27 protein-coding genes are annotated in these 25,676 nt (G+C 64.5%); 16 read left to right on the top strand and 11 right to left on the bottom strand.

The genetic code is table 11. The features are described 5' to 3' along the window. Positions 1–4 precede the first annotated feature (4 nt). Entirely contained in the window at positions 5–361 is a 357-nt protein-coding gene (locus QA635_RS36710) for a hypothetical protein (RefSeq protein ID WP_176937198.1), read from the bottom strand. A 142-nt stretch (positions 362–503) separates the two neighbouring features. Next, on the bottom strand, positions 504–1,079 hold the full coding sequence (locus tag QA635_RS36705) for a TetR/AcrR family transcriptional regulator (RefSeq protein WP_283064727.1): 576 nt from the start codon (positions 1,077–1,079) through the stop codon (positions 504–506). A 125-nt stretch (positions 1,080–1,204) separates the two neighbouring features. On the opposite strand from QA635_RS36705, the gene QA635_RS36700 reads away from it, so the two are divergent. Continuing rightward, positions 1,205–2,182, top strand: a complete 978-nt coding sequence (locus QA635_RS36700) for a zinc-dependent alcohol dehydrogenase family protein (RefSeq protein ID WP_283064726.1) — start codon at positions 1,205–1,207, stop codon at positions 2,180–2,182. 86 nt (positions 2,183–2,268) lie between these two features. Here QA635_RS36700 and QA635_RS36695 read toward each other — a convergent pair whose 3' ends face one another. Next, on the bottom strand, positions 2,269–4,269 hold the full coding sequence (locus tag QA635_RS36695) for a hypothetical protein (RefSeq protein ID WP_283064725.1): 2,001 nt from the start codon (positions 4,267–4,269) through the stop codon (positions 2,269–2,271). Between the two features lie 445 nt (positions 4,270–4,714). On the opposite strand from QA635_RS36695, the gene QA635_RS36690 reads away from it, so the two are divergent. Together QA635_RS36690 and QA635_RS36685 are read left to right on the top strand one after the other, a co-directional pair. Beyond that, positions 4,715–5,527 carry an amino acid kinase family protein gene (locus QA635_RS36690; protein ID WP_283064724.1) on the top strand — a complete coding sequence of 271 codons (813 nt, stop codon included), beginning with the start codon at positions 4,715–4,717 and terminating at the stop codon, positions 5,525–5,527. Positions 5,528–5,541: 14 nt separating this feature from the next. Continuing rightward, complete coding sequence (locus QA635_RS36685; protein ID WP_168858488.1) at positions 5,542–6,366, top strand: amino acid kinase family protein; 825 nt, start codon at positions 5,542–5,544, stop codon at positions 6,364–6,366. A gap of 50 nt (positions 6,367–6,416) precedes the next feature. Here the strand turns inward: QA635_RS36685 and QA635_RS36680 are convergent, their stop codons facing one another. Then, positions 6,417–6,812: a hypothetical protein gene (locus tag QA635_RS36680; protein WP_283064723.1), complete on the bottom strand. Its 396-nt coding sequence runs from the start codon at positions 6,810–6,812 to the stop codon at positions 6,417–6,419. Positions 6,813–6,996: 184 nt separating this feature from the next. Between QA635_RS36680 and QA635_RS36675 the strand changes: the two genes are divergently transcribed. Further along, entirely contained in the window at positions 6,997–7,368 is a 372-nt protein-coding gene (locus QA635_RS36675; protein ID WP_253604394.1) for a cupin domain-containing protein, read from the top strand. 26 nt (positions 7,369–7,394) lie between these two features. Here QA635_RS36675 and QA635_RS36670 read toward each other — a convergent pair whose 3' ends face one another. From QA635_RS36670 to QA635_RS36660, 3 genes are all read right to left on the bottom strand, one after another. Beyond that, on the bottom strand, positions 7,395–8,528 hold the full coding sequence (locus QA635_RS36670) for an acyl-CoA desaturase (RefSeq protein WP_283072035.1): 1,134 nt from the start codon (positions 8,526–8,528) through the stop codon (positions 7,395–7,397). A 232-nt stretch (positions 8,529–8,760) separates the two neighbouring features. Then, the gene (locus QA635_RS36665; RefSeq protein ID WP_028341292.1) at positions 8,761–8,970 is read right to left on the bottom strand and encodes a cold-shock protein; all 210 of its coding nucleotides are present in this window, start codon (positions 8,968–8,970) and stop codon (positions 8,761–8,763) included. A gap of 306 nt (positions 8,971–9,276) precedes the next feature. After that, entirely contained in the window at positions 9,277–9,885 is a 609-nt protein-coding gene (locus tag QA635_RS36660) for a TetR/AcrR family transcriptional regulator (protein WP_283064719.1), read from the bottom strand. 112 nt (positions 9,886–9,997) lie between these two features. Between QA635_RS36660 and QA635_RS36655 the strand changes: the two genes are divergently transcribed. The 8 genes from QA635_RS36655 (at position 9,998) to QA635_RS36620 (ending at position 16,946) form a co-directional block, all read left to right on the top strand. Next, the gene (locus QA635_RS36655; protein WP_283064718.1) at positions 9,998–10,693 is read left to right on the top strand and encodes a PspA/IM30 family protein; all 696 of its coding nucleotides are present in this window, start codon (positions 9,998–10,000) and stop codon (positions 10,691–10,693) included. A 69-nt stretch (positions 10,694–10,762) separates the two neighbouring features. Continuing rightward, positions 10,763–11,038, top strand: coding sequence for a YiaA/YiaB family inner membrane protein (locus QA635_RS36650; RefSeq protein WP_038384293.1), 276 nt, complete (start codon positions 10,763–10,765; stop codon positions 11,036–11,038). Positions 11,039–11,411: 373 nt separating this feature from the next. Continuing rightward, a complete protein-coding gene (locus QA635_RS36645; protein ID WP_283064717.1) occupies positions 11,412–12,479 on the top strand; it encodes a hypothetical protein in 1,068 nt (355 codons plus the stop codon). Further along, positions 12,476–13,351 (top strand): HesA/MoeB/ThiF family protein, encoded by an 876-nt coding sequence (locus tag QA635_RS36640; protein WP_225162880.1) that lies wholly within the window; start codon positions 12,476–12,478, stop codon positions 13,349–13,351. The genes QA635_RS36645 and QA635_RS36640 overlap by 4 nt, the downstream gene beginning before the upstream one ends. Next, on the top strand, positions 13,348–14,547 hold the full coding sequence (locus tag QA635_RS36635; protein WP_283064715.1) for a hypothetical protein: 1,200 nt from the start codon (positions 13,348–13,350) through the stop codon (positions 14,545–14,547). The genes QA635_RS36640 and QA635_RS36635 overlap by 4 nt, the downstream gene beginning before the upstream one ends. Beyond that, positions 14,544–15,665, top strand: coding sequence for a GNAT family N-acetyltransferase (locus QA635_RS36630; RefSeq protein ID WP_283064714.1), 1,122 nt, complete (start codon positions 14,544–14,546; stop codon positions 15,663–15,665). Before QA635_RS36635 ends, QA635_RS36630 begins: the two co-directional genes overlap by 4 nt. Further along, a complete protein-coding gene (locus tag QA635_RS36625; protein WP_283064713.1) occupies positions 15,662–16,657 on the top strand; it encodes a nitroreductase family protein in 996 nt (331 codons plus the stop codon). The genes QA635_RS36630 and QA635_RS36625 overlap by 4 nt, the downstream gene beginning before the upstream one ends. A gap of 82 nt (positions 16,658–16,739) precedes the next feature. Next, the gene (locus tag QA635_RS36620; protein WP_024581255.1) at positions 16,740–16,946 is read left to right on the top strand and encodes a hypothetical protein; all 207 of its coding nucleotides are present in this window, start codon (positions 16,740–16,742) and stop codon (positions 16,944–16,946) included. A 436-nt stretch (positions 16,947–17,382) separates the two neighbouring features. Here the strand turns inward: QA635_RS36620 and QA635_RS36615 are convergent, their stop codons facing one another. Both QA635_RS36615 and QA635_RS36610 read right to left on the bottom strand, forming a co-directional pair. Next, on the bottom strand, positions 17,383–17,958 hold the full coding sequence (locus QA635_RS36615) for a DUF2478 domain-containing protein (RefSeq protein ID WP_283064712.1): 576 nt from the start codon (positions 17,956–17,958) through the stop codon (positions 17,383–17,385). 71 nt (positions 17,959–18,029) lie between these two features. After that, a complete protein-coding gene (locus QA635_RS36610) occupies positions 18,030–19,439 on the bottom strand; it encodes an aldehyde dehydrogenase family protein (RefSeq protein WP_283064711.1) in 1,410 nt (469 codons plus the stop codon). A gap of 341 nt (positions 19,440–19,780) precedes the next feature. Between QA635_RS36610 and QA635_RS36605 the strand changes: the two genes are divergently transcribed. Beyond that, positions 19,781–20,161, top strand: coding sequence for a hypothetical protein (locus tag QA635_RS36605; RefSeq protein ID WP_283064710.1), 381 nt, complete (start codon positions 19,781–19,783; stop codon positions 20,159–20,161). Positions 20,162–20,480: 319 nt separating this feature from the next. On the opposite strand, the gene QA635_RS36600 is transcribed toward QA635_RS36605, so the two are convergent. Continuing rightward, positions 20,481–21,332 (bottom strand): SDR family NAD(P)-dependent oxidoreductase, encoded by an 852-nt coding sequence (locus QA635_RS36600; RefSeq protein WP_283064709.1) that lies wholly within the window; start codon positions 21,330–21,332, stop codon positions 20,481–20,483. A 192-nt stretch (positions 21,333–21,524) separates the two neighbouring features. Between QA635_RS36600 and QA635_RS36595 the strand changes: the two genes are divergently transcribed. Beyond that, positions 21,525–23,021, top strand: coding sequence for an aldehyde dehydrogenase family protein (locus QA635_RS36595; RefSeq protein WP_283064708.1), 1,497 nt, complete (start codon positions 21,525–21,527; stop codon positions 23,019–23,021). Positions 23,022–23,310: 289 nt separating this feature from the next. Here QA635_RS36595 and QA635_RS36590 read toward each other — a convergent pair whose 3' ends face one another. Next, complete coding sequence (locus QA635_RS36590; RefSeq protein ID WP_016846469.1) at positions 23,311–23,694, bottom strand: winged helix-turn-helix domain-containing protein; 384 nt, start codon at positions 23,692–23,694, stop codon at positions 23,311–23,313. 161 nt (positions 23,695–23,855) lie between these two features. Here QA635_RS36590 and QA635_RS36585 point away from each other — a divergent pair, with 161 nt between their 5' ends. Continuing rightward, positions 23,856–24,983, top strand: coding sequence for an alkene reductase (locus tag QA635_RS36585; protein WP_283064707.1), 1,128 nt, complete (start codon positions 23,856–23,858; stop codon positions 24,981–24,983). Between the two features lie 125 nt (positions 24,984–25,108). Then, on the top strand, positions 25,109–25,624 hold the full coding sequence (locus tag QA635_RS36580) for a GFA family protein (protein WP_283064706.1): 516 nt from the start codon (positions 25,109–25,111) through the stop codon (positions 25,622–25,624). Positions 25,625–25,676: the final 52 nt, after the last annotated feature.

Raw genomic sequence — 25,676 nt, 5'->3', positions numbered from 1 at the left:
GCACTCAGCCCATGCTGCCCGGCATGAAGCAGCGTGGCCTCGGGTGCCCGTCCAGATAATACGGCCAGACCATGGTGCGGCCGGCACGGTTCGGTCCGGCGACGACGGCCTCATCGGGAACATCGACCCATTCGCCTTCGAGCCGGACGCGATAGTGGCCGTCCTTGGTGTCCCAATCGGCGTCATCGACACGCTTCGCGTCGCTGCCGTCGCAGCAGGGGCCCTTGACGCTGCGCAGGCTCTCATACCAGGCGTTCAATTCGGGATGCCCGTGATCATGGGCCTGCACCGGCCCGATCGCCGGCTTCGCCAGCAGGGCGGTGACTACAACGATTGCCGCACGCCAAAACCGTTTGTTCATCTGATCCCCAAAATCCGGAAAGCCCATGACAGCCAGCCCGGAGATGGTCATCGAGATCAGGACATCAATCAGATGATAATCGTCATATAATCACAATCGTGAGAGCGCGCGGGGGCTGCCGGAAGGCCGGGTGCCGACAAACTCAGGCGAGCAGGCTCATCACCTGGTCGATCACGGCCTTCACCTGCTTCGAATCCGGCCTCTGGTGCGCGAGCGCCAGCAGTCCGGCATGCACCACCATGATGGTGTGGGCGGTGACGTCGGGGTCAAAGCCCTTCCTGAACTGGGCGCGATCGCTGCGCAGCCGCGTGCGCAGCAGTTCTTCAAGCCGCCGGTTGTAGCGCTCGATGCTCTTGCGGAGCTCGACTTGGTCGAGCGAGCCGTCGGTCGCGGAATTGATCGACAGGCAGCCGCGCTGTCCCTTCTCGCCCGAGCAATAGGGAATGAAGCCGGTGAGCCACTGCCTGATCACGTCCCGCGTGGGTCCCGGCTGCGCCAACACGCGCTCGGCCCAGCCGAGAATGCCGTCGTGATAGCGGTCCAGCACCTTCAGGAACAACGCGTTCTTGTCGCCGAACGCCGCATAGAGGCTGGGTTTCGCGACGCCGCTCGCCGCCGTGATGTCGTCGAGCGAAGTCGCCTGAAAGCCCTTCTGCCAGAACATCTGGCGGGCAATTTCCAGGACATCGTCCGGATCGAAGCTGCGCGGCCTTGCCATAGCCGTCTTTTATGTACTCCCGCGTCGGATGTGAAGCCTTCACCTTGCCGTGAAGGCAGGTCGGGCTATTGACGCAATCTCTATTCTGTACTTAAAAGTACACAATGAAATCGGGAGATCACGCCATGAAAGCGGTTCAGGTCGTTGCGTTCGGACGTGCAGCGGACGTGGTCAAGCTCAACGAGGTGCCGGACGTCGGCAGCCCCGGCCCCGACGAGGTCGTGGTCGCCGTGGAGGCCGCGCCGATCAACAATTCGGATTTCATGATCATCGCCGGGCGCTACGGCTATCTGCCGTCACCGCCGGCCACGCTCGGGATCGAGGGCGTCGGGCGGGTTGTTGCCGCCGGATCGCAGGTGAGGAATCTGAAGGAGGGTGACCTCACGCTGATTCCCTTCACGGTCCCGACCTGGACCGAGCGGGTCAAATTCACCGCATCATGGCAGCGTGCGCTGCCTGACAATGCCGATGTCCAGCAACTGTCCATGATCGGGGTCAATCCGGCCACCGCCTATCTCTTGCTGACCGATTTCGTGAAAGTCCCGCCCGGCGGCTGGGTGATCCAGAACGGCGCCAATTCGGCGACGGCGCGCGCGGTGATCGCCATCGCGAAGTCGCTCGGGCTCAAGACGGTCAACATTGTCCGCCGCGAGGAGGTCATGGAGGAGGTCAAGTCGGTCGGCGGCGATATCGTGCTGCTCGACGGACCGGATCTCGCCAAGCGCGTCGCCAGGGAAACGGGCAGGGCGCCGATCCAGCTGGCGCTCGACATGGTCGGCGGCTCATCCGCCTTGAACCTGATGAACTGCCTCGCGCCAAAAGGCGTGCTCGTCATCTACAGCGCGATGAGCGGACAGCCGTTCTCCGGCTCGCCGTTGAGCGTGATCTTCAACGAAGTGTCGGTGCGCGGCTTCTGGCTCGGCCATTGGGGCAAGACCGCGACCGATCAGGTATTGGCCGGAATGTACGACCATCTGGTGCCGATGGTCGCATCGGGCGCGATCAGCGCGCCGGTGGTCGGCACCTATCGCCTGGAGGATTTTTCACAGGCGATCGCGCAGGCAGCGGCATTCAAGGGCAAGGTGATCTTCATGCCGAACTAGGTTGTACCCCGATATTCGCCGGCGCGACACGGACCGCGATGCTCGTTTTCGCCGGTGCATGTCTGCACGATGTCGCGCCGGGGCAGCTAGACGATGGTCGAAAGCGTGAACGCGTGCCACGCACCCCAGTCAATGCCATCATACGCGCGCACATACATCGTCTCACTGCCGGTGGTGGCGCCGCCACGCATCCAGATATCATCGAGGTCGGCGGCATTGACGTCGATCACGGTGCTGGCTGCCCAATGGGAATTCGCAGAGGTCCAGAAATAGCCGCTGTTGGCGTTGCCGCCGCCATCCCAAAACTGATAGGCGGCCGCGGGATTCGCGTCAGCATCAGCATAGGACACCAGGTTGCCGATCTGGCTCCACTCGTTGACGTGCAAGGTCTGATTGCTGATCGAGGCATCGGGTGCGTGGTTTGCCAGGCTGGTCACGGTGAAGCTGTCCCAGGCACTCCAGCTCGTTCCGTCGAAAGCGCGCACAAACATGGAATCGGTACCGGCCGCGGTGCCACCTCGCACCCATACATTGGCGAGGTCGGACGCCGAGACGTCGATGACCGTGCTGGACGCCCAGTGTGAATTGTCGGGCGTCCAGAAATAGGCGCTGTTCGCAGCCCCGCCACCGTCCCAGAACTGGTATTGGGTGATTGCATCGCCGTCGGCGTCGGATGCCGTCGTCCAGTTGACGAGCTGCGCCCACTGCGCGGCGTTCAGCGTTTGATCGTTGATCGTCGCGGTCGGAGCCGTATTGGTCGACGTCAGATTAAAGCTGTCCCAATTGCTCCAGGCGATACCGTCGAATGCCCTTACCCACATCGTCTCGGAACCGGTCGTCGAGCCGCCCTTGATCCACACATTGGCCAGATCGGATGCTGAAACGTCGATCGTCGTGTTGGCAGCCCAGTGGGAATTGTCGGGTGTCCAGAAATAGGCGCTGGTCGCGCCCGCGCCGGCGTCCCAGAACTGGTATTTGGTGATCGTGTCACCTTCGGCATCGGTCGCAGTGAGCCAGCCTTGCGGTTTGACCCATTGATTGACGTGTAGCGACTGGTCGTTGATGGTCGCGACGGGGACCGTGTTTGGCGTCGACGTCACGGTGAATGTGTCCCAGGAGCTCCACTCCGTTCCGTCGAATCCCCTTACCCACATCGTCTCGGAACCGGTTGTCGAGCCGCCATGGATCCAGACATTGGCGAGGTCCGCGGCCGAAACGTCTATCGTCGTGTTGGCAGCCCAGTGGGAATTGTCGGGTGTCCAGAAATAGGCGCTGGTGGCGGCGGTGCCGCTATCCCAGAACTGGTACTTCGTGATCGCATCGCCATTGGCATCGGTCTTGGTCAACCAGTTGTCGACGGTGACCCATTGATCGATATGTATGGAATGATCACCGGCTGTCACGACGGGCGGAGTATTGGCCGACGTCAGCGTGAAGCTGTCCCAGTTGCTCCAGTCTGTTCCGTCGAACGCTCTGACCCAGAACGTCTCGGCACCGGTTGTCGAGCCACCCTTGATCCAGACATCGGCCAGGTCGGCGGCCGCCACTTCGATCGTCGTGTTGGCAGCCCAATGGTCATTGGTGGAAGTCCAGAAATAGGCGCTTGTTGCGGAGGTGCCGCTGTCCCAGAATTGATATTTGGTGGCTGCATCCCCGTTGGCATCGGAGTAGGTCAGCCAATTCTTGGCTTGCGTCCATGTATTGGTGTGCAGCTGCACGTCGGGGACGGTGACGACCGGCGCAGTGTTTGGAATCGTCGTGAGCGTGAAAGACGTCCAGTTCCCCCAATCGGTCCCGTCGAAAGCGCGTACCCACAGTGTCTCGGTGCCGCCGACCGCACCAGCACGCACCCACACGTCGGAGAGGTCAGAGGCCGAAACATCGATCGTCGTGTTGGCGGCCCAATGGTCGTTGGTGGAAGTCCAGAAATAGGCGCTGTTCGCAGCTGTGCCGCCATCCCAGAACTGAAATTTCTGCGCGGGATTGCCGTCGGAGTCGGCATAAGTGAGCCATGGCTGTATTTTTTGCCACTGATTGTACAACAGGCTGTGGTTACCAATCGTGACGACCGGTGCGGAATTGGCCATGGTTTGCTTCCTCGTGGGGTGCGCCGGTCGAGACCGGCTAATTTCCAAGGTGCAAGGCAATCAATTTTGGCCCGTGAGGCGGGCCAGGCTGAGATTAGTATCGTCCGGCTGAGATCAGCGCATTCCGAAGAAATCGTTAATATCAAATTCAGGATCGCAGAATTTCAATGCAGCATCTATGATGGGTGTCACACCCATCAGTCGGGTCGCGTGCGGCAAAACGTCATAGGTATCCCGTTCCGAACGGCCTCGCAGCGGGTGTCGCGACACGCACTCGCCGGCGCCATTCGCGATGGTCTATCCCTGCCGTTGCGGCTTGAGACGCGCCAGGCTTGCCGTTAGCAGTGCAATTCGAACACGGGTCTTTGCGAGCCACCGGTGGAGACATCGAACATCGCGGGCCGACGGAAGCAATGCCAGGCGCATTGGAGAAAGGACGTTTCTCATGGTGAACACGACGGCGGAGCTTGAAGCGCTGCTGATGCAGCGATCGTTGACCGATCCGCAGCTTCTGGCGACGGCAGAGGCGGCATCGGACTTCCGGATCCTGCCGGATGCCACCGTGATCAAGATCGGCGGGCAGAGCGTCATCGACCGTGGCCGCGCCGCCGTCTACCCGCTGGTCGACGAGATCGTCGCGGCCCGCAAGGCGCACAAGATCCTGATCGGGACCGGCGCGGGCACCCGCGCCCGGCACCTCTATTCGATCGCGGCCGGGCTGCGGCTGCCGGCCGGCGTGCTGTCGCAGCTCGGCGCCTCGGTCGCCGACCAGAACGCGGTGATGCTGGGCCAGCTGCTCGCCAAGCACGGCATCTCCGCGGTCAGCGGCGCCGGGCTGTCGGCCGTGCCGCTTTATCTTGCCGAGGTGAACGCCGTGATCTTCAGCGGCATGCCGCCTTACGGCCTCTGGATGCGACCGGCACCCGAGGGCATGATCCCGCCCTATCGCACCGACGCCGGATGCTTCCTGGTTGCCGAACAGTTCGGCTGCAAGGCGATGATCTATGTGAAGGACGAGAACGGCCTCTACACCGCAAACCCCAAGACCTCGAAGGGCGCGACCTTCATCCCGAAGATCTCGGTCGCCGAGATGAAGGCCAAGGGATTGCAGGATTCGATCCTCGAATTCCCGGTGCTCGATCTGCTCGCCACCGCGCGCCATGTCCGGCAGGTGCAGGTCGTCAATGGCCTTGTCCCCGGCAACCTCACCCGCGCGCTTGCGGGCGAGCATGTCGGCACCATCATCACCGCGAACTGAGCAGGGACACGACCATGGATGACACCATCAAGCACGTCGCCTCGCCGCTCGCGCGCCAGACCCTGCTCGACAGCGATCTCACCCGTCCCGTTGCCGGCGGTCGCCCGATCCCGCTGCTGCCCTGGGTGCAGGTGGTGAAGATCGGCGGCCGCTCCATCATGGATCGCGGCCATGAAGCCATCCTGCCGATCGTCGACGAGCTGCGTTCGCTGCTGCCCGAGCACCGCCTGCTGATCCTCACCGGCGCCGGCATCCGCGCCCGCCATCTCTACAGCGTCGGCCTCGATCTCGGCCTGCCGGTCGGCTCGCTCGCGCCACTCGCCGCGAGCGAAGCCGGCCAGAACGGCCATATCCTGGCCTGCCTGCTCGCGCCGGAGGGCGTGTCCTATATCGAGCATCCGACCATCGCGAGCCAGCTTGCGATCCATCTCTCCGCGGCCCGCGCCGTGGTGGGCAGCGCGTTTCCGCCCTATCACCATCATGAATTCCCGGTCTCGCGCATCCCGTTGCATCGCGCCGACACCGGTGCGTTCCTGATCGCCGATGCGCTCGGCGCCGCCGGGCTGACGATCGTCGAGGATGTCGACGGCGTCTACACCGACGATCCGAATGGTCCCGAGGGGAAGAAGGCGCAGCTGCTGCGCGAGGCCAGCCTCGCCGACCTTGCCAAGCTGAAGGGCACGCTGCCGTTCGATCCCGCGCTGCTCGAGGTGATGGCCAATGCGCGGCATATCGAACGCGTGCAGGTTGTGAACGGCCTCGTTCCCGGCCGGCTCACGGCGGCGCTGCGCGGCCAGCATGTCGGATCGATCATCCGCACCGGCGCGCGGCCGGCCTGATACCGATGTAATGCTCGCGCGTCGCGTTTAGGCGGCGCGCGACCGAGGGACTACTTGATCGTCGCGTGCACGGTGATGACCGAGGTGCCGGACGCCTTCGGCCCCTGACCCGTGGCCTTGATGGCGAACGTGTCGTTGCCCTTGTACTTGGCCTTCGCCCGGTATTCGAAGGTCGATGCGTTGATCTTCTTCAGCTTGCCGTAGGCCGGCTTCTGCGAGATCGCGGAGTCCGTCACCGTGCCGCGGATCCCGATCGGGATCTGGCAGCTTTGGCCCGAGGCGACGTCGATATCGCCGCTCGAATTCTCGCCCCAATCCGCCAATGTCATCGACATCGAGCATTCCGGCACGGGCTGCGCCGAAGACGCCGGCGTGACATTTAATGCAAAGATGAGCGCCAGGGCGGCGATCCCCGACGCCCGCGTCGTGACGATACTCGTTTTCATGCAAGGCCCACTGCTGAAGGTTCTCGCAGGAATCCTGCAACGTGGGAGCAGTGGTGGCAAGGGCTTCGCCTCGCCCGCGCGACATGTGTTGAAATGCTTGCGCGCTTGTTGCGTGGTTGAAGCGCCCCCATAGTCACTGCAGCCCGGTTCGGGACGGAGGCTCACGCGTCAAGAAAGGGTTCCAATGGCTGAAAGCAGCGACGGTCAGGCAAAAGCTCAACAAGCCGGATTCGCCGGCGTCACCCGCAGGACCCTTGAGCGTCTCGCTTTGCCCGGCGATGATCGCGAGCTTGTCGTTGCCGAGGTGACCTATCCGCCCGGCGGGGTCGCTCCGCTGCACCGGCACCCCGTTGGCGGCGTGGTCTTCATCGTCGAAGGCGTTGCCGAGTCTGCGTATGGCGACGAGGCGCCGCGCCAGTATCGGGCGGGCGAGACCTTGCAGGATCGACCCGACGTTCCGCACACGCTGTTTCGCAATTGCGACCCGGACCGGCCGCTGCGCTTCCTGACCATCTACGCGCTCGAACCCGGGCGCGCCTACACGATGGAGCCGTGAGGTTGGGAAAAGGCCAAGGCAAAATGTTACGGTTGGCTCACCTGAGGTTTCGGGTTTGCGCCGGCCATCCGAGGTGGAACGGCGAGCAGGAGGCAAACCGACTCCACCAGGAGTTCATGCGCACGGTCGACAATATCGTCCAACGAACTCGTCTTCGCGAACATGGCCTGGGCTTCAGCCAACAACCGGTCGCGCGTTGGTATGCTGGGCAGATGCAAGTCGGCGCGATGCTGTAACAGAACAAGCGCTTCCCGCACCGACAATCCGGTTTCGTGGACCGACGATTTGATAGCCTGCGCGATGTATTCGGGATTGAAGCGACCAGCGAGTTGTTCAGCCGTTCGCTTTATCACACGCGATCCCAAGCGCTGCTCGTTGCGGAGAACCTGCGTGGGCGGCGCCTTCAGATCCCAGACAATACCGAGCCAGGACAAGGTCACCAAAACATAATAGGTCACATCAATCTCCCACCACCGGAAGCCTTGCCGCGCACTGCTTTGGTAGGCGTGATGATTGTTGTGCCAACCCTCACCCATCGTAAACAGAGCCAGCAGCCAATTGTTGCGGGAGTCATCGCCCGTAACGTATCGCTTGCGCCCGTGAACATGCGCGAGGGAGTTGATGCAAAACGTGGCGTGATACAGCAGCACGGTGCTCCAGAAGAAACCGACCACGAGCCCGGGCCATCCGGCGATGAGGAAGCACAGACCTGCGACCACGATCGCCGGCAAGACCTCCAATCTGTGAAGCCACATCAACTCCGGATACGAGGCAAAATCCGCAACTTTCGTCAGATCAGTTGCATCGTGCTGTCGATAAAAAATCCACCCGAGATGACTGTACGCGAAGCCTTTATGCCCCGGCGAATGCACATCTTGCTCGGTATCCGAATGAAGATGGTGATGTCGATGTTTCGCGGCCCACCAAAGGACGCTTTTCTGAGCGCTGCTTTGGGCGAGGAATGCGAGGATGAATTGAAACGCCCGGCTTGTTGAGTAGGCCCGATGCGAGAAGTACCGATGATAGCCGGCGGTGATCGCAAACATGCGCAGCCAATACAGAGCGACGCAAATTGCAATCGCCGGCCATGAGACGCCCGTCCAGATCGCCGCCAGACACCCTGCGTGGACCAGCACAAACGGGAGGACCTGCGGGTACATGATGTCGTCGTGCTGCCGAGCTGGATCGATATGGGTGGACACGCTCGCGACCTCAGCTGCTTCAATGCGCAGGCCGTTTCGCCGGCGGACCGTTCAAGTCCTGGTCCTGGCGGGCATTGCGCGCGGTGTTGACAAAGAGAACCCCGCGGCCGGGTGACCGGTCGCGGGGTCGCGTAACCAGAGGCTTTGCCAGTTCATCCGGGGTCAAAGCATCATGGCCGATTGTCGCAGCTTACACCGCGCGCAGATTGTCCGCAGCAGATTTGCCGGTCCGGCGGTCTGCAACGATCTCAAAAGAGACCTTCTGTCCCTCGTTGAGGGTGCTCATGCCGGCGCGTTCGACTGCGCTGATATGAACGAAAACGTCCTGGCCTCCCTGGTCCGGCTGAATGAAGCCGAAACCCTTCTGGCTGTTGAACCACTTCACAGTTCCCATGCTCATGGAACATCGTCCTTTAGTACAGATGCGTGTTTGGAGCCGCACTTTCACGAGCGCAGCGGGCGGATTCGAAGTTCAGGGGGTGAGGGTCGTCAGTCAGGCACGCTATCAGCGGCGAGGCCAAGTCGTTCGGCCGAAACTCGATCCGTGGTAAATGGCTACGGTTCGGTCATTCCGCAAGTGGCTTCCCCCCTTTTCTGACCTCGGCCGCTGCGTCCCCCTGGGGCAACAGCTGCAATTCACGGTGCTCTGCGGCAACTTTGCCTGACCGCATGGCGGGGGACATCGTGCGGTTTGGGGCCACGCGGCCTATTCCTTCTTCGCCGTCAGCCCGTCGACCATCGCGCGCGTCAAGGTCGCGATCTCGCTCCGCAGCGCGCCGATCGGCACCGCGATCAGCTTGTGCTCCAGCCCGAGCGCGACCATGCCATGCACGGCGGAGAACAGGCTGCGCGCAGTGACGCTGAGCTGCGCCGGCGAACGCTGCGGAAACAGCGCGGCGAGCGGCTTGTAGATGTGGCGGAACAATTCCATCTGCTCGGTGATCGCCCATTCCGGCACCGGCTTGCCGGGCTGCATGCGGTGCTCGAACAGCGCGCGCCACAGTTCGAGATTGTCGGCGGCGAAGTCGCAATAGGCGACCGCGATCCGCACCAGCATCTCGCGCGGCGCCGCAGCCCCGCCGATCTCGGCCAGCGACAGCGAGGCATCGAGCCGCGCCAGCGTGCGCGAGCCGACGCGCAGGATCAGTTCGTCGACATCCTCGACCAGATTGTAGACGCCGCCATTGGCGACCCCGATCTCCTGGGCCAGTTCGCGGGTTTTCAGGCCACCGAGACCCTTTGCCGCAATCGCCCGCTCCGCCGCCTCGATCAGCGCTTCCCGCAGTTTTGCACGTCGTTCCAATGCTTTGGACATCTTTGATCCTTCGTTAACCATCGTCTTGAGCGACGCTCAAATAATTCTTGAGCAATGCTCATTATGTGGTACAAGAGATTCATGAGCGATGCTCATAACAGGGAGCGATGAAATGTTCAAAACTGTTTTCACTCTTTTCCGCGGCACCGTTGCGGTGGCCGAAGAGGAACTTCAAGACCGCACCGCGCTGGTCATCCTCGACCAGCAGATGCGCGATGCCGCCGCCGCCGTCGACCGCTCGAAGCGGACCCTGGCGCTGGCCATCGCCGGCGACCAGCAGGAGGGCCGGCGGCTCGACGCCACCAACGCCCGGATCGCCGATCTCGAGGTGCGCGCGTCGGCGGCACTCGAGGGCGGCCGGGAAGACCTCGCCCGCGAAGCCGCGCAGGCGATCGCCAATCTCGAAGCCGAGCGCGATGCCGCGATGACCGCACGCGCGCTGTTCGCCTCCGAGATCACGCGGCTGAAGCGCCATGTCGGTAACGCCGAGGCGCGCATCGCCGAGCTCGACCGCGGCCGGCGCCTCGCCCGCGCGTCGGAAGCGGTGCGTTCGCTGCGCCGGAGCGGCATCGAGGCGGCGCGCCCCTACGAGTCGACGCTGCCGGAAGCGGAGGCGACGCTGAAGCGGCTGCGCGAGCGGCAGATGGAGATCCAGGCCGCCGACGAGGCGTTGATCGAGATCGACGCCGCCGCGGGACCATCAGCCACCGCCGAGAAACTCGCCGAGCAGGGTTTTGGCCCGCGCATGAAATCGACCGCTGACGACGTGCTGGCGCGGCTGAAAGCCAGGCGCCCGCCCGCTGCCTGAAACCTCAAGCCTGAACTTCAAGTCTGCAATTGAACCATCGTCAAATTTCGCAACATTAAGGAGATTACCATGAACCAGACCATCCAACCCCACAGCGGCAGCTGGGTTACCTTCACCTACGCGTCCTTCGCGGCTTCCGCCTTCCTCGTCGCCGTCGGCGTGTTCTTCCTGCCGATCGACCTCTGGATGAAGGGCTATCTCACGATGGGCATCGTGATGCTGATCCAGACCTGCGTCACGCTCACCAAGACGGTGCGCGACAATTACGAGAGCAGCAAGTTCGTGAACCGCATCGAGGACGCCAAGGCGGAGCGCCTGCTGATGGAGGTCTCGAAGGCCGGGTGAGCCCGAATCAGGATGAAGCGGCGGGTGTTTCGCACTCGCCGCTTTTGCCTAAGACGCTTTGCGCCGATCGGATGCTAGACTTGGCAGTCCCGTCATCCTGAGGTGCGAGCCTCTTCGGCGAGCCTCGAAGGATGCACGGCCCGGCTGGTGGCCGTCGCCCTTCGAGACGCGCGTTCCGCGCTCCTCAGGGTGACGGTGAAGGAGCTGGCACTCTTCAGCCACGAGCCTCGCTCGCAATGAGGCTACCTGCCTCTTGCCACCAACTTGTTCCGTTTCCGGAAGGCCTTGTTTACCCTGCGGCCAACAGCGTCAGGTTGCGCTCATGGCTCTTTAACAGGGGCGAGTGCAGAGATCGCGCCCGAGGGACAGAGAAATGGCGTCCACGGACAATCCCACGCCGGCTTCGCGCGGCAGCAAGAACCTTGGCAAGAGTCTTGGCAAGGCGCGCGCCGCCTTTGACGGTCTGCGCAGCCATGGCGGCTTCTGGCTGAAGGCGCTGTCGCAGCCGACCATCGATCTCAGCTTGCGCACCCAGGCCGGCCAGCGCACCCGCATCGTCGAATCGCCCGGTCTGTCGCTGCCGAGGGACGAGCTCGACGCGCTGGTCGAGCAGCTGCGCATCGTCGCCGCCAAGACGCTGCCCGAGGAGAGCCTGACCTATGGCATCTTCTCCGGCGAACCCGAGCGGCTGTCGCGCGCCGTCGTCACGCTGATCTCGGAGGAAGACACCGGGCGGCCGATCGCCTTCAACGCGCTGTCGGTGATGGACGTGCCGCTCGACGGCGAGCCGGCCGAGGTCACCCATCTCGGCCTCGTCATGGTCGATCCCGATGTGCGCGGGCAGGGGCTGTCCTGGGTGCTCTACGGCCTGACCGCGCTGGTGCTGTTCGCCCGCGACGGGCTGCGGCCGAAATGGATCTCCAACGTCACCCAGGTGCCGGCGGTGGTCGGCATGGTCAGCGATACCTTCTCGGACGTGTTTCCGTCGCCGCTGCCGGGCGCGCGACAGAGCTTTGCGCATCTGCAGCTCGCGCGCGGCATCATGGCGAGGCATCGCGCGGTGTTCGGCGTCGGCGAAGAGGCCGGGTTCGACGAGGCGCGCTCGGTCATCACCAACGCCTATACCGGCGGCTCGGACGCGCTGAAGAAGACCTTGGAGAGCGCACCGAAGCACCGCAATGCCGTCTACAATGAGTTTTGCGAGCGCGAGCTGGACTACGGCCGCGGCGACGACGTGCTGCAGATCGGCCGCGTCGATCTTGCCGGCGCGCGCCGCTATCTCATGAGCGAGGTGCCCTCGGGCTCGCTGCCGTCGCTGCTCGCGGCGTCCGCGATGCTGGCGCTGCAGCGGCTGGTGCTGCCGGTGGTCTACTGGATGGACGACAGCCGCGCCTTCGGCACGCTGCGTCCGCGCAAGCAGGATAGCGGGGCCGCGCGATGAATTTCGACTACTACTCCTTCACCGGCCGCAATATCGGCTTCATCGACGAGCACGAGCAGCAGCTGCTGCGTCAGGCGCGGGTGTTCGTGTGCGGCGTCGGCGGCATGGGCGGCGCGGCCTTCATGGCGCTGGCGCGCGCCGGCGTCGGCAAATTCGTGATCGCCGACATCGACCGCTTCGAGGTCTCCAACCTCAACCGCCAGGTGTTCGCTTTCGCCGACGAGGTCGGGCGCGAGAAGGCGGCGGTTGCCGCCGAAGCCGCGAGGCGCATCAACCCGACCATCGAGATCGAGGTGCTTGGCGAGAACTGGACCAGCGAGCTGGCCGGGATCGCCGCGCAGTGCCCGGTCATCGTCAACGGCATGGACGATATCGCCGCCGGCGTTCATCTGTACCGGACCGCGAAGCGCGCCGATGCAACCGTGATCGACGCCTACATGTCGCCGTTGCCGTCGGTGATCGTGGTGCGCCCGCACGATCCGCGGCCCGAGCAGCGCCTCGGCTTTCCGACCCTTGGCAAGGACTGGACCGATATCACCGAGGACGACCGCCGCGCCGCGATGCGCGCCGAGATCGAGCACGTGATGCTGCACTCCTCGTCGCGCAACTATGTCGACCTTGCCATCGCCGGAGAAGTCGCCGCCGGCCGCCGCAGCCGGATGTCGTTTGCGCCGATGGTGATCTCGACCGGCATGCTGATGGCCTATGAGGCGGTCGCGCTGATCCTCGGTCGCACCTCCGGCACCGATTGCCGCGGCTGGTTCCTCAACCCGCACCGGCCCGCGATCGAGAAGCCGCGCAATGCGCTGGTCGCCGCCCTGATGCGTCCGCTGGTGCGGCGGGCCATCGATGACCTGACGGGCGGCAAATGACCTCCGGGGTGATCGCCGATTCCATCGTCAATCTGTGCGGCGCCATCGGGCTCGCCGTGGCGATGATGACGTTCTACCGGCGCGATCCAAGGAGCCCGTTGACGCGCCGCCTGCTGCTCGCGCTCGGCGTCATCGCGATCCTGTTCCTCGACCGCGGTCTTGCCTGGTGGACTGGAAGCCGCCTGCTCGACCGCCTCTCGGTGATCCCCGCCTCGCTGGTCCCGCTCGGCGCCCTGATCGTCACCGAAGGCATCCTGCGGCGCCACGCGCCGCGCGCGGTCAAGATCGCAGCGCTCGCGGGCGCCATCCTGCTCGGTCTCGGCGGCCTGTTCGGGCTGCAACGGCTTGCGATGCCTTACGCGATCGCGCTGGCGTTGTTCCAGCTCTTGGGCTTCGCCACTTGCGCGCTGCTGCTGGCAACGCGCGATCGCGCCTCGCTGATGGCTGCGGAGAACCGCAGCATCGGCCGCATGGCGGTCGGCGCGCTGGTCGTGATCCCGTTCATCCTGACGGACTTCCGTACGCTGTTTCCCGATATCCCTGTGCGGCTCGGCGCGCTGGGCGCGCTGCTCACCGTGACGGTGATGCTGATCGCCGGCGGCGGCGCCGAGACGCGCCGGCACGGCCTTGCGATGATGGCGCTGCGGCTGATCTCTTCGGGTCTCTTGGGGCTCGCCGCTGCCTTCATGGCGCCCGACGTCGACGCCGCGCAGATGGTTCGCTTCGTCGCGGTTGCGATCGCCGGCGTCCTGACCATCGGGTTGATGACGGACGCGCTGCGGGCGCTGTTCGAATCGCAGGAGCCCGGCGTGCTCAATTCGGTCGCCGCATCGCCGGCGCAGACAAGGGAGCAGTTGATCGCCGAGCTGGCGCGGCATCCGATCTTCGAAAGCGCGCGGCGCTTCCGCGAGCACGAGCTCGCGCTCTACGATCCGCCGCTGCTGCACGACTTCCTGTCGACACGGCGTGTGCTGCGGCGGTCCGACGCGCCATGGGGACTGGCGCCGACCGATCCCGCGGCCGAGCGCATGGTCTCGCTGATCTCGGCCAACAACGCCTCCCATGTCATCGTGCTCGGACACGATCCGCTCGACCTGATCGTGCTCGCGGTGCCCGTCACCGCGGCCGATCCCGCCACTGAAACCGCGCTGGCGCTGGTGCGCCGGCTGCTGGCGTTGACCCCGGAGGCCAAATGATATCAGAGATCCGCGAGGGTGACCGCAGGGCGGCATTCGACGCCGCGCTCAATGCCTATGGATCCGACAGCCTCTACGTGCCGCCGCTGTGGAGCGATTTCGACCGGATGTTCGATCCGGCGAAGAATCCGTTCGTCACCGAAGGCCACGGCCGATACGCGCTGTTCTCCGCGCATCGCGATGGACGGCCGGTCGGCCGCATCGCCGCCTCGATCCACGACGCGTCCAACCACAAGCACGGCACTCGCCATGGTGCATTCGGCTTCTTCGATTGCATCGACGACGTCGAGGTGGCCGATGCGCTGCTGCGCGCCGCCGAGCAATGGCTGTCGGCGCGCGGCATGAGCCGCGTCGCCGGCAATTTCAATCTCACCGCGATGCAGCAGATCGGCGTCATGACCGACGGGTTCGACCATGCGCCGTTCACCGATATGATGTGGTCGCCGCCGCACATCGCAAAGCATCTCGAACGCGCCGGCTATGCCGCGAGCTTCCCGATGACGACGTTCGAGATCGCGCTCGACGGCGGCAAGCCGGAGCAATTGCTCGGCGACAAGCAGCGGGCCGTGCTCACTGACCCGGATTTCGTCTGGCAGCCGATCAAGCGTTCCGCCTTCAAGGTGCGGCTGGAGGACGCGCGGCTGATCCTCAATGACGGCTTTGCCGACAATCCGATGTTCGTGCCGCCGACCGCCGCCGAATATCTGTTCCAGGCCGGCGACATGATGTGGATCATCGACCAGCGGATTTCGACCGTGGTCTATCACCGCGGCCGGCCCGCCGGCGCGATCATCGCGATCCCCGACCTCAATCCGCTGATCAAGGCGATCGACGGCCGGGTCGGGCTGTCAGCGCCGTTCAAATTCGTGCAGCACCGCGTGATGAACAGGCGCGCGGTGCTGATCTATCAATCGGTCTGCCGCGACCTGCACAATCGCGGCCTCAACGGCGCGATGCTCTACCGCACCGCGCTGGCGTTGCAGGAGGCCGGCTACCGCACGTTGGGCGGCACCTGGATCGCCGATATCAACGGTCCGTCGCTGCGCCAGGTCGAGAAGGTCGGCGCCAGGCCGCTGCACCGGCTGCATCTGTTCACCAAGCGGCTGGCCGCGGCATGAGCGAGCTGACGCCGGATTTGCTGCGCGAACTGGTCGCGGAGGCGCGGCTGGCGCCGAGCGTCCACAACATCCAGCCGACGCGCTGGCGCCTCATCGACGACGGGCGGCTGGCGCTGGTCGACGCGACCGGCGTCCGCGCGCCGGTCGCCGACCCCGCGGGGCATGACGTTCGGGTGTCGCACGGCGCGGCGCTGGAGGGCATGAGCCTCGCGCTCAACCGCCGTGGCTTCGCAATCACGGGCATGACCACGATCGAGCAGCCGCTGTCGCCGCAATTTGCCGTGCTCTGCTCTTTTGCGATCAGGCAAGGAGCCGAGCCCGATCCGCTGGCGGACCTCGTGGCACGCCGCATGTCGTGGCGCGGCAAGTTTGCGGCATCGCCGGACGATGCGGCGGCGCTGGCGCAGCTCGTTGCCGCGCGCGACGATGTGATCTGCACTGGCGATCGCCGGGCGATTGCTGATATCGCCGGCTGGGCCGATCGGGCCGAATTCTCCTTTGTCCGCGGTGACGACTACCGGGCCGAGCTGCTCGCATGGATGCGGCTGTCGCCCGGCCATCCGCACTATCTGCTCGATGGGCTCAACCGTGATGCGCTCGCCATGAACGCGGTCGAGGCCACCGCCGCGCGCTACGTGCTCGGCACCCTGTTCAAGCCGCTCGATCGTCTCGGCCTTGCCGCGTCGCTGCTCGCCGACGGCGCCAAGACCGCGTCGGCATCGGCGATCGTGCTGTTTTGCCGTCCCGTCGGTGAGGATCCACTCACGACCGGTCGGCATTTCTACCGCGCCTGGCTGGAGATCGATCGCGCCGGTTTCGCCGCGTGCCCGATTTCGGCGCTATCAGATCATCCTGACTTCAACGACCGGCTGCGAAAGCTCGGCAAAATCGGCGCCGATCTGCGCCTCGTCAACGTGTTCCGTATCGGCCGGCCATCAAAACCGTTGAAACCGCGGCATTTCCGGTTGCCGGTTGACCGGCTCATTGTCTGAAAATTAAGCTGTAATCCCCGCTGTCAAAACTTCACGCGGTCGTGCTATGACGCCGCCCGCTAACCAACGACCGGTGGAGATGATGTCGAAGCAATCGCTGCGCGAGGAGGCCGAACGCCTCATCCGCGAGACCATGGAAAAGCGGAACTTGGTCATCAAGCAGGGCACGACCCGGATAGAGGCCGTTTGCGGCAAATGCGGCGCGCCGAACCGGGTGCAGGCGGAAAAGGGCCAGTCCCGCGTCAAGTTCACCTGCAAGAACTGTGACCACAAGCAGGAAACGCTGTGAGCGGGGCCGCGCTCCCGTCATCCTGACAGGATGTGAATGTATTCGGCGTCGTCCTGGCGAAAGCCAGGACCCATTACCCCAACCGCTTGTTGTTGTGCGACCCTGGGGCCACTGTCGCACTCTCAATCGAATTCGGTGCTTATGGGTCCTGGCTTTCGCCAGGACGACGGCGTGCCGAGGGCGCTTGCTACAATTCTCACACCGTCATCCCCGCGCAAAGGCTGGAGGTGCGAGCGGAGCGAGCCTCGAAGGATGCGCGGCCACCAGCCGGGCCGTCGATCCTTCGAGACGCGCGCGAGAGCGCGCTCCTCAGGATGACGGTGATAGCGCTTGCGAAGGTCGCGTAGGATGGGTGGAGCGAAGCGATACCCATCAATTGCATCCGCGCGGCGGGATGATGGGTATCGCTGCGCTCCACCCATCCTACGAAGCGCCTCTACTTGAACGCCTCGCAGACCGTGACGTGATCCGGCGCGGTCCGGGCCGCGGCCCGCAGCGAGACGCTGTGCCACCAGGCATCGAGCGCGTGGCGGTCGCAGGCGAGCTTCACGCTCATCCCGCCGGCGAACTTGATCCAGTCCGCAAAGCTCGTGCGAGACACCGCGATCACGACGGGGATGTCGGCGCCGAGCGCGCGCTCGATCACAAAGCCGAGCCCCTTGCCGTCGCGTTCCCGCTTGCCGAAGCGATTGACGATGACGAGATCGGCGCCTCCGGCGAGCGCGTTGGCGACGCGGATGCCGGCGGCCTGCAGCCGCGACAGATCGAGCTTGCAACCGGTCGCGCCGGGACTCGCAGGAGTTTGGCTCGGCGGTTGCGCCAGCAGCAGCGTCTCGCCGCTATGCACCAGCACGGCCGACAAGGTGGAGTCCGCACACTGGCCTGATTGCACCATGCCGACCACGCGTGCGCCGCGTGCTCTCAGATCGGCAGCGAAGTCGCGCAGGATGGCATCGGGATCGTCATTGGCGTCATAGACCAGGGCGGCGAGGTCGCATTGGGCATCGAACATGATGGGCTCTGTTCGTTGTGGAGGGGAGCGGCGACCGCGGCGCCTGGGCGTCGCGGCCGCATGTTGATGGATCAGGCGGCCGGCGGGCCGTTGATGATCTGCAGCTGGGTGAACTCGGCGAGGCCTTCCTCGGCGAATTCGGTGCCGATGCCCGACTGCTTGGCGCCGCCGAACGGAATGTTCGGGGCCATGTCGAGGTGCTTGTTGATCCACACCGTGCCGGCCTCGATCCGGGTCGCGATCTCGTGCGCGCGCTTGATGTCGGACGACCAGACCGATGCGCCGAGGCCGTAGGTGGTGGCATTGGCGCGGCGGATCACATCGTCCTTGTCGGAGTACTTGATGACAGGCAGCACCGGACCGAACTGCTCCTCGTCGACCAGTTTCGAGCCTTCCTTGATGTCGCGCACGATGGTCGGCTCGATGAAATAGCCGGGACGGTCCATCGCGGCGCCGCCGGCGATCACATTGCCGTTCTTGCGGGCATCGTCGAGGAACGCCTTGACCTTCTCGTACTGCATCTTGTTCTGCAGCGGCCCGAGCTTGGTGCCCTGCTTGGAGCCGTCGTCGACCACGGTGTTCTTCGCGATCGCGACCAACTCGTTGCAGATCTCGTCATAGACCGACTCGTGCACATAGAGCCGCTTGATGGCGAGGCAGACCTGGCCGGAGTTCTGGAACGCGCCCTCGAAAATCCCCGGCGCGACCTTCTTCGGATCGACGTCGTCGAGCACGATGCCGGCATCGTTGCCGCCGAGCTCGAGCGTGATCCGCTTCAAGGTCTGCGATGCGCTCGCCATCACCTTCTGGCCGGTCGCAGTCGAGCCGGTGAAGGAGATCTTGCGGATGTCAGGGTGCTTGGTCATGTGGTCGCCGAGATCGTTGGCGTCGGCGATGAAATTGAGCACGCCCTTCGGCAGGATGTCCTTGACCAGTTCGGCAAAGCGCAGCGAGGCCAGCGGCGTGGTCGGCGCAGGCTTCACCACCAGCGTGTTGCCGGCGAGCAGTGCCGACGGCAGCTTGAACGCCAGGATCAGCAACGGATAGTTCCAGGGAATGATCGCGCCGACCACGCCGAGCGGACGGCGATAGGCCTCGACCTTGCGGTCGCCGGAATTCTCGATCACGCGCATCGGCAGTTCGAGCGAGCCGAGATAGCGGAAGAAGCCGGCCATGCCCATCACCTCGCCGGTGGCATCGGCGAGCGGCTTGCCCTGTTCGCTGGTCAGGATATGTGCGAGCTCGTTGGCGTTGGTCCCGATCACCTCGGCCATCTTGATGATCAGCTTGCGGCGCTCCTCGATCGGCGTGGCGGCCCAGGCCGGGTAGGCGGCCTTGGCGGCGGCGACAGCCTTGTCGAGCTGGTCTCTGGAGGCGCGCGGGCATTGCGCCACCACCTCTTCGGTCGCCGGATTGAGCACCGGCATGGTCTGGTCGCCGGGTACCATCTTGCCGTCGATGAGAAGCTTGTAATCACTCATTGGCCTTACTCTCCCTGGTCAAACGGGTCCTTCGCGGACTTCGCTATATTCATGTGTATATCACGGCTGCGGCGTCGACGCCACGGCCATTCAGGGCACGCGCGCGGCACTGCCGAACCGAATGAATTCTCTGGAAAATCGCGAAGAAAAATCAGCCTGGGCTTTGTTCCGATTTATTCGCAGTTGCCCGCCCGGCGTCAATCGGGGCACCGCAGGCTTCAATAGATTCTAATGCCGCGCGCGGCTCTGCCGATGGCTGCCGCGGCTATAATTTTAAGGCTGGACGCTGGTCGTCTTCGCGATATATTGCATGGAATATAACGATGATCCGGAGTGCCGGCATGCAGATCGAAACCCAGGAGCTCACCACCTGCGAAGTCGCGTCCGATGGCTGCGCCATTTCGCTTGGCTTCGTGGACGGCAGGGGCGAGCCCGCAACCATCCGCCTGTCGATCAACCAGGTCGGCGCGCTGGTCATGACGTTGCCCGGGCTGATCAGCAAGGCACTGCAGACCCGCTTCGGCGACCAGACCTTGCGCTACGCCTATCCGCTGGATTCCTGGGTGATCGAGCAGTCGACCGATCCGGCGCAGGGCATGATGACGCTCAGGACCACGGACGGCTTCAGCGTCTGCTTCTCGATTCCGCGCGCTCAGCAGAGCGAGCTCGGCGAGGCGCTGGTGGCGCAGCCGGTGACAAGGGTACAGGTGCGGGCGAATTAAGATCGTAGCTTCGCAGGGTGGGTTAGCCGAAGGCGTAACCCACCAGTTGTGCCGCGGCGGGAGAAGAGGTGGGTTACGCTCGGCCAACCCACGCTCCGGACTATCACCGTCATCCTGAGGAGCCGCGAAGCGGCGTCTCGAAGGATGAATCGGCCCTAGTCGGGCCGTCGACCCTTCGAGACGCGCTTCGCGCTCCTCAGGGTGACGAAATAAATAGCCGCGTAGGATGGGTGGAGCGAAGCGATACCCATCAAATAGCTGGCCGCGGGAGAGATGATGGGTTTCGCTTTGCTCTACCCATCCTACGATTCCCAGCGGCTTACTTCCCCTTCACGAACGCGGCGAACGCATCGCCGTAATCCGGATGCCAGCGCGACAGCGGCGGGCGGTTCTCGACGATGTCGCCGGCGGCCCACAGGATGCGACGTTCGTCGAGCGCGCGCGGCACGTCGTTATCGGGGCAGAGGATGTAGAAATCGCCGGCATCGAGGTGTTCGATCATGAAGTCGACGGTCTGCTCCGCTGTCCAGGCGCCGGCCGGCTTCTCGGTGCGGCCGCGCGCGGTCAGCCCGGTAAAGACGAAGCCGGGGATCAAGAGATGCGCCGATATCTTGCAGCCGGCGGTGTTGCGCAGCTCGTGCTGCAGCGCTTCGGTGAATGCCTTCACGCCGGCCTTGGAAACGTTGTAGGCGGGATCGCCCGGCGGCGTGGTGATGCCCTGCTTGGAGCCGGTGTTGATGATCAGCCCAGCCCTGCCGCGCTTGATCATGTTGGGCGCGAACGCCTGCGTGCCGTTGATCACGCCCCACAGATTGACGCCAAGGATGCGCTGCCAATTGTCCGCGGGCCCGAACATCGCACTGCCGGGCTGAATGCCGGCATTGTTCATCAGGATGTCGGTGCCGCCGAACTTCTTCGCGACAGCGGCCTCCAGGCCTGCCACCTCGTCGGCGCGGCTGACGTCGACAGCCGCCGTCATGATGTCATCAGCGCCGCCCGGCGCCGCAGATGACAGTCTTGTCGCAGCATCCTTCAGCCGGTCGTCGCCGAGGTCGGCGATGCAGACCTTCATGCCGGCCTGCGCGAACCGCAATGCGGCGGCAAGTCCGATGCCGGAGGCGCCGCCGGTGATCACGGCAACATGATTGGCTGATATCACGGGGTGGGGCATCGGCGGTCTCCGGACACATGTGTGGCTGAGGTTCAGTCGCTATCGTACCATGCACGCGCGCGCATGGGAGGTTTTCGTGCGCGCCACCCTGATCAACGCCGGCTCGGCTTTACGGTTTCGGGTTCGCGCTGTAGAATTCGGGATATAACGCTTCCAAAAGACCTCAGCCGACATTTTACAGGGAGTGCAAACATGGCTGTTTCGCAGGCTATTCCGCTCACGCGCCATCCTTATGCCGATGGCTCCTACAAGAAGATGCTGATCGACGGCAAATGGGTCGACGCCGCCTCCGGCAAGAAATTCGAGACGCATAATCCCGCGACCGGCGAGTTGCTCGCGTCGGTCGCCGAGGGCGATGCCGAGGACATCAACCGTGCGGTCGCGGCGGCGCGCCGTGCGTTCGAAGGGGCCTGGAGCAAGGTGAAGCCGTTCGAGCGGCAGAACATGCTGCTCAAGCTCGCCGAGCTCGTCGAAGCCAATTTCGAGGAACTGTCCCAGCTCGACACGCTCGATATGGGCGCACCAATCAGCCGGACCCGCGGCAACCGCCTGCGCGCGCTCGGCATGCTGCGCTACTATGCGGGACAGGCGACCGCGATCCACGGCGAGACCATCGAGAACTCGCTGCCCGGCGAGATCTTCTCCTACACGCTGAAGGAGCCGATCGGCGTGGTCGGCGCGATCATCCCCTGGAACGGGCCGCTGACCGCCTCGATCTGGAAGATCGGCCCGGCGATCGCGACCGGCTGCACCGTGGTGCTGAAGCCGGCCGAGGAATCGCCGCTGACCTCGCTGCGCATCGGCGAGCTCTGCATGGAGGCCGGCATTCCGCCCGGCGTCGTCAACGTCGTGCCGGGCTATGGCGAGACCGCGGGTGCCGCGCTCGCCTCGCATCCCGATGTCGACAAGGTCGCCTTCACCGGCTCGCACATCACGGGACAGTCGATCATCCGCGCCTCGGCCGGCAACCTCAAGCGCGTCTCGCTCGAGCTCGGCGGCAAGTCGCCGGACATCGTGTTCGCCGACGCCGATCTCGACGCCGCGGTGCCGGGCGCGGCGATGGCGGTGTTCGCCAATTCGGGCCAGATCTGCAGCGCCGGCACGCGGCTGTTCGTCGAGCAGAAGGTTTATGACGAATTCGTCGGCCGCGTCGCCGAGTTCGGCAAGAAGCTGCAGGTCGGCAACGGCCTCGACCCCAACACCCAGATCGGTCCCCTGGTGTCGCAGCAGCAGATGGACCGGGTGTCGGGCTATCTCGACATCGGCCAGAAGGAGGGCGCCAAGGCGCTTGCCGGCGGCGGCCGCCTCACCGAGGGCGCGCTGTCGAAGGGCTATTTCGTGCAGCCGACCGTGTTTGCCAACGTGCAGGACAACATGCGTATCGCGCAGGAGGAGATCTTTGGCCCGGTGATCTCGGCGATCTCGTTCAAGGATCCGGACGAACTGATCAAGCGCGCCAACGCCACCACCTTCGGCCTCGGCTCGGGTGTCTGGACCACCAATGTCAGCAAGGCGCACCAGGTCGCCAAGGCGCTACGTGCCGGCTCGGTCTGGGTCAATTGCTACCAGGCGATGGATCCGGCGGTGCCGTTCGGCGGCTACAAGATGAGCGGCTACGGCCGCGAGTCCGGCAAGCAGCACGTCGAGGAATATCTCAACGTCAAGGCGGTCTGGATCAAGACAGCTTAGGGCTGGTCCCGCTGTTTCTCTTCACCTCTCCCCGCCTGCGGGGAGAGGTCGGATTGCATCGCCAGATGCAATCCGGGTGAGCGGGTACAGGTCTCAACGCTCGGCGTGTTCGCCGAGGGGAGCCCTCCGCTCCAACGCCTACATGATTTCGGAATATTAGAAGAGTATCCCTGATTTGCCCGACGCGTCAAGCTGCGTTGTCGAACGCCGGCCGTCGCTGGCTCCTTTGCATGGGGTTGTTTTCGATATTTTCGTAAGCGCCCCTTGCTGCGGCCGCCGGTTCCTGCGTTTACCGCCCGGCGGCCTTCTTCGGCTTGCCGATGTCGCTGCGCAGCGCCTCGAGATCCTTGCGTACGGCGCTTGCCGCGTCGCGCTCGATCTTGCGGTAGCGTGCCACCAAGGAGAGGCCGAACGGGGTCAACACCGCGCCGCCGCCATTCTTGCCGCCGGTCTGCCGTTCCACCGCCGCCTGGCGGCAGATGCGGTTGATCTCGTCGACCAGGTCCCAGGCGCGCTTGTAGCTCATGTCCATGGCGCGGCCGGCAGCGGAGATCGAGCCGCATTCCTTGATCCGCTCAAGCAGCAGGATCTTGCCCGGCCCGATCCGGTCCTCGGCATCGAGGTCGATGCGGACGCTAAGGGAGGGGAGCGATGAGGCGCTCGATTTCGACATGGGAGACCTGTTCTCGTGGCAACAGATTGCCACTACCCGCTTTCATGAACAAGATGAACCCGTTAGATAACGGGCATGATCCGGAAAAGTGGGTACCGGTTTTCCGGGCGGATCATGCCCAGACTACAACGGGAAATGACACAAGATTAATTGGGGCAGGCATGAATCCTCCGTCGCTGTTCTCTCCGCTCAAGATCGGTCCCTACCAGCTCGAACATCGCGTCGTGATGGCGCCGCTGACGCGGATGCGGGCGGCGCGGCCGAGCCTCGCGCCGCGGCCGATGAACGCGGAATATTATGCGCAGCGCGCCACGCCCGGCGGCCTGCTGATCGCGGAGGCCTCGCCGGTGGTTGCGACCGGCTTCGGCAATCCCGGTGTTCCCGGCATCTATAGCGAGGCCCAGATCGCGGGCTGGCGCGAGGTGGTGGATGCCGTGCACGCCAAGGGCGGCTTGATCTTCCTGCAGCTCTGGCACGTCGGCCGCGTCTCGCATTCCTCGTTCCAGCCGGGCGGCGCGCTGCCGGTGGCGCCGTCGGCGGTCGCGATCCCCTCCGAGTTCAGGTGCATGACCGCGGACGGCAAGGTGGTCGATTACGAGACGCCGCGCGCGCTCGAGACCGACGAGGTCGCCCTGATGGTCGAGGCCTACCGGCAAGGCGCGAAGAACGCGCTCGCCGCCGGCTTCGATGGCGTCGAGGTTCACGGCGCCAATGGCTATCTGATCGAGCAGTTCCTGCAGTCGCGCAGCAACCTGCGCACCGACCGGTATGGCGGCTCGATCGAGAACCGCGTCCGCTTCCTGATGGAGGTGACGCAGGCGGTGACCGAGGTCTGGGGCGCGAGCCGCGTCGGCGTCCGGCTCTCGCCCTACGGCATCGCCAATGGCAGCGGCGAGGCCGACCCGATGCCGCTCTACAGCCACGCCATCACGGCGCTCGACAAGCTCGGGCTTGCTTATCTGCATTTCATCGAGCCGCGCGCCTCGGGCACCGGCCGCGCCGAGGTCGACTGGCAGAACGTACCGTCCGCGATGGTGCTGTACCGCCCGATGTGGAGCGGCGTGCTGATCACGGCGGGCAATTTCGTCGGCGAAACCGCACAGAGCGCGGTCGCCGAAGGCCATGCCGATGCGATCGCGTTCGGTCGCTACTTCATCTCCAACCCGGACCTGCCGCGCCGGCTGCAGCGCGGCTATCCGCTGACCAAGTACAACCGCGCCACCTTCTATGCCGGCGAGGAGAAGGGCTACACCGATTATCCCGTGCACGACGAATTGGCGCAGGCGTAACTCTTCGTAGCCCGGATGCAGCGCAGCGAAATCCGGGGCCTTGCATCAGCGGATCAAGCATCCCCGGATTACGCTTCGCTGCATCCGGGCTACGATAGCTCGGCCAGCAAAACCGGGAGACCGCGATGTTTCCGGACGACGAGTTCGAGCCGACCAAGAAGCCAAAGCCAGTGGCGCTGGCGAAGCCCGCGGCCGGCCAGTGCCTGTGCGGCAAGGTACGCTTCGAGATCGACGTGCCGGCGCGCTGGGCCTGGCATGATCACACCGCCGCCAGCCGCCGCGTCCATGGCGCGGTTTATGCGACCTATGTCGGCAGCTGGAAGAAGCGCTTCCGCATCACGCAAGGTGAAGGCGAGCTGTCGCGTTACGAGGACGCGAAAAGCAAGACCGCACGCAGCTTCTGCGCCAATTGCGGCACGCCCATCATCTACGAGCGCGCGCGGTCGCCGCACATGGTCAACATCCCGCGCGCGCTGTTCTCCGGGCGCACCGGCCGGCAGCCGCTCTATCACATCGCGATCGAGGAACTGCAGGAATGGGCCTACACGGGCGAGCCGCTGGTGCCGCTGAAGGGCTATCCCGGCGTGGTCTGGCAGCGCTCGAAAAAGAAGAAGCGCACCGAGCGCGAGGGGATGTTCTAGCGAGCGTTTCGCCTCAGGCGCGCGCCTGCGGAATGCGGCCATGACCGCCCGC

Source organism: Bradyrhizobium brasilense (assembly GCF_029714345.1).
Lineage (GTDB): Bacteria > Pseudomonadota > Alphaproteobacteria > Rhizobiales > Xanthobacteraceae > Bradyrhizobium > Bradyrhizobium australafricanum.
Note: the sequence above shows the minus strand (reverse complement) of the source record. Positions and strands in the feature narration are given on the sequence as shown.